We start from the raw sequence: 12,571 nt of genomic DNA, 5'->3' as shown, positions 1-12,571 counted from the left end.
GTCTCCCCTAATATACAGCCCATGATGTGAGTGGCGATGGGTCACTCGCGTGGTGCGGAAAGCAAATAAGAGCAATATATCTCCGCGCTCCAGCGACTTGTATTTCATGGCAGGGGATAGCGATGAACAAAATAATGGAAAGAGGGGCAAGGCTCGGCAAGAAACATGCCTGTGCATTTGCCGCGGTTGCATTGATCTCGATGATGTCCGGTTGCCAAAGCATGGATGCCACCAAGACGAGCTCGATCGGCACCAAGCCCGTGGTTCATTCGCTCGGCCAGAGGGTGCACTACGCCAAGGACAAGCGGCTGCATCTGATCAACCGCAAACCGCTCACCAAGATGACCAACGTGACGCGTACGAGGGAGGAGGCCTATGCGGCCTTCGTGCGGCCGCAGCGGGTCGGCAGGCCGGCGACGGTGAAGGTCTCCTACAGTCTGGGCAATGGCGGCCCGCTGCTGGGTCATTCGCCCTGGATATGTGGTCCGAGCGGTTTCGGCCAGCGCGCCAGCTGCCGTTCGCGTTACTAAGCCATCAGACCTGAAGCGCGGCCGATTTGACTGCTGCCGGGTCTTTGCCGGGGGGCGCGAGTGGAGGGCGAGAGGTTTGCGCAGACGTTGCGCTTTGCCTCTTGCCCTCCGACCGCCATGCGTTCGTTAGGCGCGGACCTCCGTGGCATTCCAATCAGGTCACGATGCTCGGCCCGGGGCGTGCCAGCCGTCATTGTCGCCGGCCGGCGGCCGTAGCCGCGCGACATAGGCCGATGCTCCGTTCGCCTCGTGATAGACGCGTGCCAGCATTTCCGCCAGCACGCCCGACGTCACCATCTGCACCCCGGCGATGAGCAGGAAGAAGCCGGTGAACAGCATCGGGCGTGTTCCGATGTCTTCGGCGAAGAACAGCTTCAGGCAAAGCAGGTAGGCAAGGATCAGCGAACCCAGCGCGCCAAGCACGATGCCGATGCCGCCGAAGAAATGTCCCGGCCGTGTGCGATAGCGCATGAAGAAGTACATGAACACCAGATCGAGCACGACCCTGAAGGTGCGCGAAATGCCGTATTTGGACTGGCCGTGGATGCGGGCATGGTGCGTCACCACCTCCTGCGCGATGCGTCTGGGGGTCGTCACCGTGGCCAGCCATGCCGGGATGAAGCGGTGCATCTCGCCATAGAGCTTGACGCTGCGGATGACGTTGCCGCGATAGACCTTGAGGCTGCAGCCATAATCCTTGAGGCGCACCCCGGTGACGCGCGCGATCAGCGCGTTGGCGATCCGCGAGGGCAGCCTGCGCATGAAAAACCCTTCCTGGCGGTCCTTGCGCCAGCCGACCACCAGGTCGAGATCCTCGCTCAGCAGGCGATAGACCATGCGCGGAATGTCGTAGGGATCATTTTGCAGGTCGCCGTCGATCGTGGCGATGACGTCGCCGCGCGCCGCGTCGATGCCGGCCTGCATCGCGGCGGTCTGCTTGTAGTTGCGCACCAGCTCGACCGCATGCACATGCGAGCCGTAATGCACTGCAAGGCGCCTGATCTCGCTCACCGTCGCGTCGGTGCTGCCGTCATCGACCAGCACGACCTCCCAGGGCTGGTCGTAGCCTTCCATCGCCTGGTGGATCCGTGCCAGCAGCGGCTCGACATTTTCGGCCTCGTTGTACATGGGGACGACGATGGACAGCGTATGGTTCGGCATTACCGCGCCGTCAGGCAGTCCCGAAGCAGGGATGGGCAATACGTTCATTGGGATGGCTTCCTTGCAGGTCCGACAGCCGGATTTCCCGGCAGCGTCGATTTCGAGGGAAACAGCCAGGCGATCGCACCCGTGGCGATTGCCGAGCAGAAGATGAACAGGTGCAGCGCCAGCGCCGCCTGCAAGCCATTCTTCATCGTGATTCCGGAGGTGAGCAGCGCCGCCGCTGCTCCCGCTTCATAGGTGCCGAAGCCGGCGACGCCTTGCACCGGCAGTATGGCGGCTCCTTCGGCCCCAACGACGCCTGGAAAGGCGGTCGAAAAGGATGTCCCCAGCAGCATTGCCAACAACCATCCCTGCACAGTGAGCTTCAGCGACCAGTTCGCGATCGTCCACCACCAGCCATAGCGCGAGCGTCCGGTTGCTTCGGTGAACACATCTCGGAGCTTGCCGAGCTTCGCCACGATCTGGCCGCGGCCGGCCCAGTCATGCGGCGCACGCGCCCAGCGCGGCAGGTACCAGGCGGCGACGATCAAGACGGCCCCGCCCGCAATCCTAATCGCCGGATGCAGGCCCGGCCACACCGCCAGGGCCAGCACGCCGACGACGAAGGCGTCCTGCAGCCTGAACCACAGCAGTGAGGCGCTGGCGCGCATGATCGGTATGCCGAAGACCTGGCGCAGGAGCAGGGGAAAGGCCGTCTCGCCGCCGCGAAAGGGCACGACGTTGATCATCGCATTGTGGATCAGAATGACGCGCAGGCAGGCGCCGAAGCGGCCATGCACCTCGTCGCGGAACTCGTCGCAGACGCGCAGCGCACGCAAGACATAGGTGGCGAAGAACGCGATCGTCGCCACGGCGAAGGTGCCGGGCGTGATGCGGGCAAAGGCGTCGCCGACCATGCGCCAGCGCGAGTCGCTGGCGAGCCAGGCCAGCAGGGCCAGCGTCACAATGATCGAAATCGCTCGTTTCAACAATTCCTCCGGTCGCAACCGTCGAATTCCGCCAGCCGTAGAGATATTTGACCTTGCTGGCCGGCTTGTCTCGCTTAGCTTGCTGCGTTGGGCAGGCGAGGGCGGGTCGGCAAGGTCGCTGACCGTCGCCGGATTTCCAACGTTTGCCTGATCCCCAGCCCATAAGCCCAACGGCCTGACCAGATCAAGGCCGGCTGATTTCATAAATCAGGAGGTTGTCCGAATCCAGCCGCTTGGTCCCGATCTTGTTGAGATAGTCGATCACCCCGTCATGATGCTCGATGAACGGCCGTTTCTGACTGTCTTCGGCATCCTTTGCCACGCCGAACCAATCCGCGCCTTGCGTGCGAAGTTCCTCAAGCTGTGCTATCGCGATGGCATCGTCCTCGACGAACCTGGACCACTCCACGTCGCCGCCACCAGGCGGAAACACCCACCCGCGCGCCCTGCTGTAATAGACTGCGACAGGATCTCCCACCTCCGGAGCGATGGCCACGACAAGATCGCCAGGTTGGGCCCTGCGCGCCAGCTCGTCGCCAAGCAACTTTCCATTCATGGCGAAGGGCGCCTTCATCGTCCGGACGAGGGGAAAAGTCGACCAGACAAGCATAGCGGCCGCGATGCAAATCGACCGCAGAATTATCCCAGGAGACGGAACGGTTTTGGCTCCAAGCGTCGCCAGGACGACCGCGCCACGGCCGCAAAACATCGCAAATGGCACATGGAATATATGATAGTTCCATGGATTGGTCGTGATCTCACGTGCCGCAGCGAGATAAACAACAGAGGCCGCTGCAAGCCATATGAAAGGTATGGCCGAAAGAGCGCGTTCTTTCGATTCCGCGACTGGCTGGGGCGGCATCCAGAATCCGACCGCCATCAAAATCATGAACGGATAGCCATAAAACCACCAGACCGACGTGTTCCAAACAGATTTGAAATAGAAATCGTTGTTGAAAAACGTCCAGAATCCAGAATCCCAGATGTATCCGCTGCCCGCGACATGAAAGGGCGGATAGGTTCGCCCGAGATAAATGGCCCAGCTGTAGTAGGCGCCGATGACGAACAGGCTGACCAGTCCGCTTATGAATACTTTGGCCGCATGCTTTCGCCGATTTTGCAAAAGCCAGCAAACCATCAGATAGAATATGACGCCTCCAGCAGCCAAACCCGGTGGTTTTGCAAGCACACCGAGGGAAAAGCTGGCTGTGGCGAAAGGGAGCAGCCACGCGCTGCCTCCCGTCCAGTATTTCGTGAAAAGCCAGACGCCCAAGGTTACTAGAGCCAGCATCGAGGGGTCGGGAAGAAACGAGCTGTCGATCATGATCGCCGCCGGCATCAGCGCATAGGCAAGTGCCGCGGCGTGGGCGTGCGTCTCGCCCCAGCATAACGCCGTTAGTCTGTGCAGTGAAAACACCGTCACCAAGCCGAAAAGGGCCGCAATCATGCGGCCGAACCAGTCGTGCCAGCCAAAGAGTTGGTAGAGTATGGCGGTCAGATAGCTGACGATCTGGAACTCGCGGCCCTGATAGCTTGGCCCGGGCCCGGTCCAGCTGACCTCGGGGAAGAAGATGTTCCAGCTGCGCTGCTGGAAATTGTCGGCCATCATCGCGGTACTTGTTTCGCGCCAGCTGAAGGCATCGACCAGCGGCAAGGTTATGTTGTGGAACCTGAACAGGATCGCAATGAACAGTATCCCCAGCAAGATCGCCATGTTGGGGCTCACGGTATTGCGAGCAGTCGTTTCCCGGACGGTCGACTGCTGCCGGTATTGCTGACCTTCGGCCTGGTTCAATTCCGGGTCGCCCGCCATTTGAAACCGCGTCCTCCCTCACGTCTGCGGATGTTGCTTTTGAGTGCGATTGTCAGAGTTGGGCAGAGCATATGCCACATTTCTTAATTTTGACGACAGCGGGATGCGCACATCTGGAACGGTTGTTGTCCGTCCGCTCGCAAAGGTTGACATCACCGTTCTCGCGACTGTTAAATAGTTCATACGGCTGTCAGAGCGATGATAGTGCTACCTTGGGCAAAACGGGCATGCGAACGCCAATTGTACTGACAGCTCTGACCGGATTGCCACCGCATGGTGTCGACGGTCGACGCAAACATTGTCGGTTCGCAACTTGTATGCAACTCATGTTTCTCCTGGCCCTCTGCGGCCAGACGGCGCTTTCGGGAACGGCGCATGCGGCTGCCGCCAAAGACGGCAGACCAGCGGGAACGGTCATCGCACCGGCTCCAACTGCCTACGAGCTGCAGCTTCTTTATGCCGACCGCACATGGATATGGAAAAACGGCGCGGCCTTTTTCGCGCAGGACAATCGACGTCTCCAGGCCTGGACGTCCGGGCAGGACACCGCGTCTGTCGCGGAGGGCAGATGGCTGGTGACCAAGGACGGCAAGATGTGCATGGAGCTCGCCTGGCGATCGAAAGGTTACACCGGCGAGCAGCACCGCACCTGCTACAGCCACCGCATTCAGGGCCGGAATATCGAGCAACGCAAGGATCCGGACGGGGAATGGTACGGTTTCAAGCGATCTCCCGAGGATCCTTCCGACGAATACAAGAAATTCGAAGCAGGCGACACCAAGGGCGCGCAGTTCGAAGTGACCCGCAAGCTGGTCGATGCCAAAAAGTAGGCCGCGCTTCCGGCCGCGCTGAGATGGCCTGGCTGTTCTTCCCGTGCGCCTGTCGTGGAACCCGCGAATCGCTTATAGTTGAGTGGCTCGGCAGGCGATCGGCGCGCCGATCGCATTTAATCGCATTCAATTGCATCACCCGGACGACAAGACGATGGCCTGCCATACGGTTTTGATGAAATTTAATAATTAGTGATATCTAATATAACGTGTGATGTGCGAGTGGTCACTCATGCGGCGTGGAAGCGGCCCAAGTATAGTATGTCGCAATGCGCCCCTGGCTTATACTTGATAGCAAGGGACAGAGGATGAGAAATTCCGCGAGCGTATTTCGCTCAAGCAAGAATGTCGTGTCTATTGCCGCGGCTGTGGCGCTGAGCTCTATGGTTGCAGGTTGTCAAGGTATGGACGCAACTGAAACCGGTTCGGTCCTTATCAGGCCCATCGTCCACCCGGTCCGCAGTCAGCCCGCGGTCCAGCCCGTGCAGGCCAGATTTCTCGTGCGCTCGCTCCGGGCCGACCTTCCGATCCAGATGACAAGCACAATAGGGACCGAAAGTGCCTACGCCTTTGCACCGCCGCAACGGATCAAAGCCAGCACGCCGGCGCCGGTGAACATCTCGTTCAATCCGGGCGATGGCAGCACGTTCTCGGGCGGCTCGCCTTATATCTGCAGCCCTAGCGGATTTGGCCAGCGCGCGAGCTGTCACCCCCGCTATCTCTGACCCGTCGGGCGACGACCGGCGCTGCCGCCCTCACTGGCGGCAGTTTCATGGGCCTGGTCTTCAGTCCGAAAAAGGGAGCGGCCGTCCTGACAATCGTATCGATGTCTGAAAGCTCCGGCACAAAGCCAAGATGTTCGCGTGCGCTTCCCGGGTCGGCGTAGAGCTCCGCCGGATCTCCGGGGCGTCGGCTCCTGAACACTGCCGGAACCGGCCTCGACGTCATTCGGCCGACCGCCTTGACAATCTCCTTGATGGAGACGCCTCGCCCTGTGCCGAGATTGACCGCAAGGCTTCGCCCGCCACCCTCGAGATGCATGAGCGCTTTCAGGTGGGCGCGGGCCAGATCGGTGACGTGGATATAATCCCTTACGCAAGTGCCGTCCGACGTGTCGTAGTCGGTGCCGAAAACCTCGATCGCGTCGATGATGCCCGATGCGGCCATGAGCACTCTGGGAACCAGATGGGTTTCCGGCGAATGCCACTCACCGAGCTCGCCATCGGGATCGGCGCCACAAGCGTTGAAATAGCGCAGGATCGCAAATTTCATTCCGTACGCGGACGCATAGTCGCCGATGATCTGTTCACCCATCAGCTTGGAGCGCCCATAGGGGCTGATCGGATTTTGCGAGGAGGTCTCGCGGACCGGCAACGCCTCCGGCACGCCGTAGGTCGCACAGCTGCTGGAGAAGATGATGTTTTCGATCGAACTCGCGCGTGCGGCATCGAGCACCGCGATGGTGCCTGTCACATTGGTCGAATAATATTCGGCCGGCTCGCGAACGGACTCTCCGACATAGGCCAGCGCAGCAAAATGGATCACGGCCGTCGGCCGGTGCGTTTCCATCGCCCGCCGCAGTGCATCCCGATCCCGGATATCGCCGACGACAAGCGGCCCCCAGGCGACGGATCTCTCATTGCCGCGGCTCAGATTGTCGAAAACCACCGGCATGTAGCCGGCGGCGGCCAACTGCTTGCAGGTGTGGCTGCCGATGAAGCCGGCTCCACCCGTCACCAGGACCGCCGGCCGGCTCATGAAGCAGCAGCTCCTCTGGCGGTGTGACTTCCGTAGAGCAGGGTATCAAAATACTCGACGGTACGCGCGAGCCCCTGGCTCAAGCTGATTTTCGGCTCCCAGCCGAGATTGGCCCTGGCAAAGGAGATGTCCGGCTTGCGTTGCCTGGGATCGTCGACGGGCAGCGGCCGATGCACGATCTTCGATCGGGCGTTGGTGTAATCGACGACCAGCGTCGCCAGTTCCATGATGGTGAATTCGGCAGGGTTGCCGAGATTGACCGGGTGGGCGGGCGCGTTTGGCGCATTCATCAGCCGGATAAAGCCCTCGATCAGGTCGTCGGCATAGCAGAAGGAGCGCGTCTGCTGGCCGCTGCCATAGACGGTCAGGTCCTCGCCGCGCAGCGCCTGGACGATGAAGTTCGAAACCACACGTCCATCGTCGGGCTGCATGCGGCGACCGTAGGTGTTGAAAATGCGGGCGACACGAATATCGAGACCATAGGTTCTCGAATAATCGAAGAACAGGGTTTCGGCCGAGCGCTTGCCTTCATCGTAGCAGGAGCGCGGCCCGTGCGTGTTGACGTTGCCGAAGTAGCTCTCGGGCTGTGGATGCACGAAGGGATCGCCATAGACTTCGGACGTCGAGGCCTGGAATATCTTGGCCTTGTTCTGTCGCGCGAGTTCCAGAAGGTTCAGCGAGCCAAGCACGCTTGTCTTGAAGGTGTGGATCGGATCTGCCTGGTAGTGCGGCGGAGAGGCTGGGCAGGCGAGATTGTAGATCTCGTCGCACTGAAGGTCCGAAGGCAGTGCATCGACGATGTCGTGCTCGATGCAGCTGAAGCTCGGATTGCGCTGAAGGGCATTGAGATTGTATCTTTTGCCGGTGTGGAAATTGTCCAGCGCGACAACGTCGTATCCGTCCCGCAAAAGACGTTCGCACAGATGCGAACCTAAAAATCCCGCTCCTCCGGCGACAAGGGCGCGTCGTCGGCTTTGGCTGGCGTCCTTTTGGCTGCCGGATTCCAGTTTCAGAACCTTGACAAGCTTAGTCATGCTTTCCTCATACGCACCGAACACGCTACCGCCGGGCCGGGACAAAGCATCGCCCGGCCACGTTCCTGAGAACGTGGCAAACCTCCGCATCTGCGGAACCGCCATCACTGATGTGCGTCAATTGTTCTTGGCTTTCGCGAAGCTGGTGCGACTACACAACCTCCGTGCTGCCGCTCAGCATTCTCCGCGCCCCGAAATCGCGATCACACGCCCGGTGTCACCATCGATTGCTCGCCCAAATTGCACATCCCAACGCATCGAAAATATACCTGTGGAAATTATAGTCAACTAAATTAGCAATTCCTTAACCAAATGCGCTCGCGAATGGTTAATCATGAAAGCGGCTACGGCCTCTCGGACCGAAGCATGGCGCACAAGGCAAATCGTGTTTATGAATCAGCATATTGGCTCGATCGACGTCAATATGTTGCCGGACGCGGCAAGCTGTCCCTTGAGGTAGAATCAAAACCTGACAGCAAGAACGGCCAAGAATGAGCCGACAGCAATATTCAGCGCGGCGCGCGAAATACACGGCTTAATTTTTGAGCGCATAGGTAGAACGTTATCGGCATTGTTGCGCAGCCACGCCGCCAAGCTGGTTGCGCTCGCACCCCGCACGGTCCACCTCCAGGGTGCCTGCCGCAACTGGCCATCGCCTTTTGGCCGTCGGGGCGCTATTGGCAAGGTTACGATACGCCATGGTGATGTGAATGCGCTTTCTGTTTGTCCTGATCCTGCTTGTCGGCGCCGGCGTCGGTGTCATCTATCCCTGGGCGATGAGCAATTTCTCCGGGCACGAGATCGGCACCTGGCGGGTCTATGAGCAAGGCCGTTTCAAGCCGCTGACGGTGCCGCTCTCCGGCCGCGATGCGCCGGTGCGGGTGCTGGTCGACCTGACCGCAAGAGCCGAGCGCATCGTCTCGCAGCAGCGCACCGTGCTGACGCTGACCGCCGCCAGCAATGGCCGCACGGTGCTCGCCTCGACGCTGCAGTTCAACCATTCCGACAATCCTCGCCAGGCCAGCCCGCAACTGCCCGACAAGATCTTTCGCGACGAGGCCGGCGTCATCGCGACCGTCAGCCCGGGTCCCTACATCTTCACCGTCGGACCGGGTGATGCCGACGACATACCGATGCGGGCTGTCGATCTCATCCTGCGCTCCGGCGCAGGCGAGATCGACAGCCGTGCACGGCCGGTCGGCTTCGCGCTGATGGCGATCGGCCTGATCGGATTTTTGCTGACCTTGCGCACTCGAGGCGGTCGGCCGGAAAATCCGAACTCTCAGCCGCCACCGCCGCGCTGGGGCAGGGGCTGATGCATGTCGCCCAAAAGTGTGCAGCGGTTTTGGGACAACGACATGCATAACGGCACAAAACGATGAACTACCGCCACGCCTACCATGCCGGGAATTTCGCCGACGTCGTCAAGCATGTCGTGCTGACGCGCTTGCTCGAGTATCTGAAGCAGAAGGACAAGGCGTTTCGGGTCGTCGACACCCATGCCGGCATTGGCCGCTACGATCTGTCGTCGGCCGAAGCGCAGAAGACGGGTGAGTGGCAAGGCGGCATCGGCAGGCTGATCGATGCCCCGTTTGCCGCGCCGGTGGCAGCACTGCTCGCGCCTTATCTGGAGACAATACGGTCGCTCAACCCTGAGGGTGGCATCCAGAAATACCCGGGCTCGCCGTTGATTGCGCGCCATCTCATGCGCAAGCAGGACAGGCTGACCGCGATCGAGCTGCACCCCAAGGATGCCGCGAGGCTGAGGACGTTCTTTGCCGGCGATTTCCAGGCCCGGATCATCGAACTCGATGGCTGGCTGGCGCTCGGCGCCCATCTGCCGCCGAAGGAGAAGCGCGGCCTTGTTCTCATCGATCCGCCATTCGAGGAAGCGGGTGAGTTCGATCGCCTCGTCGACGGGCTCATAAGGGCGCACAAGCGCTGGCCAGGCGGCATCTACGCGCTCTGGTATCCGATCAAGGACCGCAAGGCGATCATCGCTTTCCGCAAGGCGCTGAAGCAATCGGGCATCCCGAAGCTGCTCGACATCGAATTCGAGATCAGGCCGGCCTCTTCGGAACCCAGCCTCGACGGCAGCGGTCTGCTGGTGGTCAATCCGCCGTTCACGCTGGAGGGCGAGCTGCGGACGCTGCTGCCGGCCCTGCACAGGCTGCTTGCGGTGGGGCAGCCGGCGCACTGGTCGTTGGAATGGCTGGCCGGCGAGCAGGCTTGAGGCGGGCTCATTGACGACCCGGGACCCGCGCTCTTTTGGATCCGGGCATGAACGTGCCAGAGCCATTCCGGTGCCGTGTAAATTCGGCTTTGGTCGAAAAGCAGTTTCAAACTGGGAAACCATTGTCAACGCAACCGCTTGACCGCCGCCGAGCGAATCCGCACAGTGCGCACAATCGACCTTGAGAGGCTGCCATGACTCGCTTCGCCAAATCCGCTCTTGCCGCCCTGATTTCGCTCTGCACCCCGCTTGCCGCGCCTCTCGGTATCACCCAGACCGTGCAGGCCGCCGATCTTACGGTCTATTCCGATGAAGACAGCGGGGTCTGCGGTCAGCCTTGGGTACTGAACAAGATCACCAGCCGCTTTTCCTATCAGGTGCATCACGTGCCGCATCTGCCTGATGTGCAGATCACCGATTTCCGGCGCATTCACCAGCATCGCTATCTGGCGGCCGACGATACCTGGCCGATCGGTCGCCGTTATTGCGGGGCCACCGTCAGCCTGTCCGACGGCCGCGATCGCACCATCTGGTACCTGATCGAGGAAGGCCAGGGCTTTGCCTCGATCGGCGACAATGTCGAATTCTGCGTCTCGGGCTTCGACCGCTGGATGGTCTACAACGGCCGCTGCCGCATTCTGCGCTAAACCCGGTTTCCCCTTCCAATCTCTTTCGCGCCTGTGGCTTGATCGGCTGCAGGCGTTTTTCGTGCTGCGTTGACAGCTGGCGCGATCCGTCGCATAGATATGAGACAGACCTGTCTCACCACTCGGTATGCGCCATGACACCGTCGCCCGTTTCCGATAAGCGCCAGCACGTCGTTGAAACGGCCTACGTGCTGTTCAAGCGCGCCGGTTTCCATGCGACGGGTATCGACCGGATCATCGCCGAAGCCGATGTGGCCAAGATGACGATGTATCGCCACTTCCCCAGCAAGGACGAATTGATCGTCGAGGTGCTCGACTATCGCGCTATGCGTTTCGACCGCCAGCTCGACCGGCTCGCCCAGGAGGGCATTCCGCCGGAACAGAAAATCAGAAGGATTTTTGACTGGCATGCACGCTGGTTCCGCAGCGCCGATTTCCATGGCTGTCTGTTCGCACATGCATTGGCCGAGTTCGGCGATTCCGGGCATCCGGTTTTCAAGGCCGTTGTCAGGCAGAAGAACGGCCTCAAGCGGCGCATGCGGTCTATCCTCGAAGAGATGATGCCGCGCGGCCGCGCCGAAAGCGTGGCGGCGACACTGCTTATGCTGATCGAAGGTGCGACCTTGCTGGCGCAGATGGGGCCGGCCGACGCCGCCATTCGCGACGCCCGCAAGGCGGCCATGGGCATCGTCGCTGCTTCGCGTGAGTCCCAATGAGCCCGCTGGTCGTCGGGCTCGCATTGTTTGCGGCGATCCTGCACGCAACCTGGAACGCGTTCCTGCGCACGGGGGCCGACAGGTTGTGGACCGTCACCGTCATGAGCTTTTCCAGTACGGCGCTCGCCATCCCCTTAGCCTTCTTCCACGCCGTTCCGGCCGCGCCGGCCTGGTCTTACATTGTGCTCTCGGCCTGCCTGCAGGTTGGCTACAGTTTGTTTCTGGTGGCCGCCTACAGATATGGCGAGCTGGGACAGGTCTATCCGATCGTTCGCGGCAGCGTGCCGCTGCTCGTCACGCTCGGCGGGTTCTTCCTGGCCAACCAGCAGCTCACTCTGCCGCAGACCATCGGTGTCGCGCTGGTCGCGGGCGGCATCATGGGCCTTTCTCTCGGAAGGGGCAGGGCCGCCACGACATCGATACTCTATGCGCTGGCAACGGGAGCGATCACCGCCGCCTATGCGACGGTCGATGCGCTCGGCGTTCGGGCGGCGGGAAACGCCGGTGCCTATACCGCATGGGTGCTGGTGATCTACGGCGCGTTGCTGCCGGCGGCCTTCGTCGCCTGCCGTGGCCGGCTCACAGTCGACCTGGGTGCGCCGGAAACCTGGAAGGCGTTGGGCGGCGGCCTGTTTGCACTTCTGGCCTACGGTGTCGTGGTCGCGGCCTTCGCGCTCGGACCGGCCGGTCCGATCACCGCGATCCGCGAAACCAGCGTCGTCTTCGCGGCCTTCATCGGACGTCTGTTCCTCGGCGAGGTGCTGACGCCGCGGCGGGTCGGCGCCTGCGCCATCGTCGCGCTCGGCGCCATCTGCCTCGGCTATCAGCCGTGACGGAAATGCGCATCGCGCAGTTTCTCGATTTTCCTGATGGCGCCG

The 12,571-nt window shown here is 61.2% G+C and carries 13 protein-coding genes; 8 read left to right on the top strand and 5 right to left on the bottom strand.

Annotation, left to right across the window (positions count from 1 at the left end):
* Nucleotides 1-122 precede the first annotated feature (122 nt).
* Entirely contained in the window at nucleotides 123-530 is a 408-nt protein-coding gene (locus LB559_RS04060; RefSeq protein WP_013532500.1) for a hypothetical protein, read from the top strand.
* Nucleotides 531-689: 159 nt separating this feature from the next.
* Here LB559_RS04060 and LB559_RS04055 read toward each other — a convergent pair whose 3' ends face one another.
* The 3 genes from LB559_RS04055 to LB559_RS04045 form a co-directional block, all read right to left on the bottom strand.
* Nucleotides 690-1,691 (bottom strand): glycosyltransferase family 2 protein, encoded by a 1,002-nt coding sequence (locus LB559_RS04055; protein WP_224673111.1) that lies wholly within the window; start codon nucleotides 1,689-1,691, stop codon nucleotides 690-692.
* A 44-nt stretch (nucleotides 1,692-1,735) separates the two neighbouring features.
* Nucleotides 1,736-2,662: a lysylphosphatidylglycerol synthase transmembrane domain-containing protein gene (locus LB559_RS04050; RefSeq protein ID WP_224673075.1), complete on the bottom strand. Its 927-nt coding sequence runs from the start codon at nucleotides 2,660-2,662 to the stop codon at nucleotides 1,736-1,738.
* Nucleotides 2,663-2,846: 184 nt separating this feature from the next.
* The gene (locus LB559_RS04045) at nucleotides 2,847-4,475 is read right to left on the bottom strand and encodes an ArnT family glycosyltransferase (RefSeq protein WP_224673074.1); all 1,629 of its coding nucleotides are present in this window, start codon (nucleotides 4,473-4,475) and stop codon (nucleotides 2,847-2,849) included.
* A gap of 212 nt (nucleotides 4,476-4,687) precedes the next feature.
* Between LB559_RS04045 and LB559_RS04040 the strand changes: the two genes are divergently transcribed.
* Nucleotides 4,688-5,305: a DUF995 domain-containing protein gene (locus LB559_RS04040; protein ID WP_224673073.1), complete on the top strand. Its 618-nt coding sequence runs from the start codon at nucleotides 4,688-4,690 to the stop codon at nucleotides 5,303-5,305.
* Between the two features lie 678 nt (nucleotides 5,306-5,983).
* Here LB559_RS04040 and galE read toward each other — a convergent pair.
* Complete coding sequence (galE, locus tag LB559_RS04035) at nucleotides 5,984-7,063, bottom strand: UDP-glucose 4-epimerase GalE (protein ID WP_027162716.1); 1,080 nt, start codon at nucleotides 7,061-7,063, stop codon at nucleotides 5,984-5,986.
* Nucleotides 7,060-8,097, bottom strand: coding sequence for a UDP-glucuronic acid decarboxylase family protein (locus tag LB559_RS04030; protein WP_024504301.1), 1,038 nt, complete (start codon nucleotides 8,095-8,097; stop codon nucleotides 7,060-7,062). Before LB559_RS04030 ends, galE begins: the two co-directional genes overlap by 4 nt.
* A 366-nt stretch (nucleotides 8,098-8,463) precedes the next feature.
* Here LB559_RS04030 and LB559_RS32820 point away from each other — a divergent pair, with 366 nt between their 5' ends.
* The 6 genes from LB559_RS32820 (at nucleotide 8,464) to LB559_RS04005 (ending at nucleotide 12,526) form a co-directional block, all read left to right on the top strand.
* A complete protein-coding gene (locus LB559_RS32820) occupies nucleotides 8,464-8,592 on the top strand; it encodes a hypothetical protein (protein ID WP_263498931.1) in 129 nt (42 codons plus the stop codon).
* A 215-nt stretch (nucleotides 8,593-8,807) separates the two neighbouring features.
* Entirely contained in the window at nucleotides 8,808-9,413 is a 606-nt protein-coding gene (locus LB559_RS04025; RefSeq protein ID WP_063171801.1) for a hypothetical protein, read from the top strand.
* Between the two features lie 62 nt (nucleotides 9,414-9,475).
* A complete protein-coding gene (locus tag LB559_RS04020; protein WP_063171802.1) occupies nucleotides 9,476-10,330 on the top strand; it encodes a 23S rRNA (adenine(2030)-N(6))-methyltransferase RlmJ in 855 nt (284 codons plus the stop codon).
* Between the two features lie 194 nt (nucleotides 10,331-10,524).
* On the top strand, nucleotides 10,525-10,977 hold the full coding sequence (locus tag LB559_RS04015) for a hypothetical protein (protein ID WP_013532490.1): 453 nt from the start codon (nucleotides 10,525-10,527) through the stop codon (nucleotides 10,975-10,977).
* A 134-nt stretch (nucleotides 10,978-11,111) separates the two neighbouring features.
* Nucleotides 11,112-11,693, top strand: coding sequence for a TetR/AcrR family transcriptional regulator (locus tag LB559_RS04010; RefSeq protein WP_224673072.1), 582 nt, complete (start codon nucleotides 11,112-11,114; stop codon nucleotides 11,691-11,693).
* Nucleotides 11,690-12,526 (top strand): DMT family transporter, encoded by an 837-nt coding sequence (locus LB559_RS04005; RefSeq protein WP_224673071.1) that lies wholly within the window; start codon nucleotides 11,690-11,692, stop codon nucleotides 12,524-12,526. Before LB559_RS04010 ends, LB559_RS04005 begins: the two co-directional genes overlap by 4 nt.
* Nucleotides 12,527-12,571: the final 45 nt, after the last annotated feature.

This window comes from Mesorhizobium sp. BR1-1-3 (genome assembly GCF_020165455.1).
Taxonomy (GTDB): Bacteria; Pseudomonadota; Alphaproteobacteria; order Rhizobiales; family Rhizobiaceae; genus Mesorhizobium; species Mesorhizobium ciceri.
This window is presented reverse-complemented; position numbering and strand designations above follow the sequence as displayed.

Excerpts from the sequence above, each read along its gene's own strand:
- LB559_RS04060 (WP_013532500.1), top strand. The coding sequence starts at position 123 with ATGAACAAAATAATGGAAAGAGGGGCAAGGCTCGGCAAGAAACATGCC.
- LB559_RS04055 (WP_224673111.1), bottom strand. The coding sequence starts at position 1,691 with ATGCCGAACCATACGCTGTCCATCGTCGTCCCCATGTACAACGAGGCC.
- LB559_RS04045 (WP_224673074.1), bottom strand. The coding sequence starts at position 4,475 with ATGGCGGGCGACCCGGAATTGAACCAGGCCGAAGGTCAGCAATACCGG.
- galE (WP_027162716.1), bottom strand. The coding sequence starts at position 7,063 with ATGAGCCGGCCGGCGGTCCTGGTGACGGGTGGAGCCGGCTTCATCGGC.
- LB559_RS04030 (WP_024504301.1), bottom strand. The coding sequence starts at position 8,097 with ATGACTAAGCTTGTCAAGGTTCTGAAACTGGAATCCGGCAGCCAAAAG.
- LB559_RS32820 (WP_263498931.1), top strand. The coding sequence starts at position 8,464 with ATGGCGCACAAGGCAAATCGTGTTTATGAATCAGCATATTGGCTCGAT.
- LB559_RS04025 (WP_063171801.1), top strand. The coding sequence starts at position 8,808 with ATGCGCTTTCTGTTTGTCCTGATCCTGCTTGTCGGCGCCGGCGTCGGT.
- LB559_RS04020 (WP_063171802.1), top strand. The coding sequence starts at position 9,476 with ATGAACTACCGCCACGCCTACCATGCCGGGAATTTCGCCGACGTCGTC.
- LB559_RS04015 (WP_013532490.1), top strand. The coding sequence starts at position 10,525 with ATGACTCGCTTCGCCAAATCCGCTCTTGCCGCCCTGATTTCGCTCTGC.
- LB559_RS04010 (WP_224673072.1), top strand. The coding sequence starts at position 11,112 with ATGACACCGTCGCCCGTTTCCGATAAGCGCCAGCACGTCGTTGAAACG.
- LB559_RS04005 (WP_224673071.1), top strand. The coding sequence starts at position 11,690 with ATGAGCCCGCTGGTCGTCGGGCTCGCATTGTTTGCGGCGATCCTGCAC.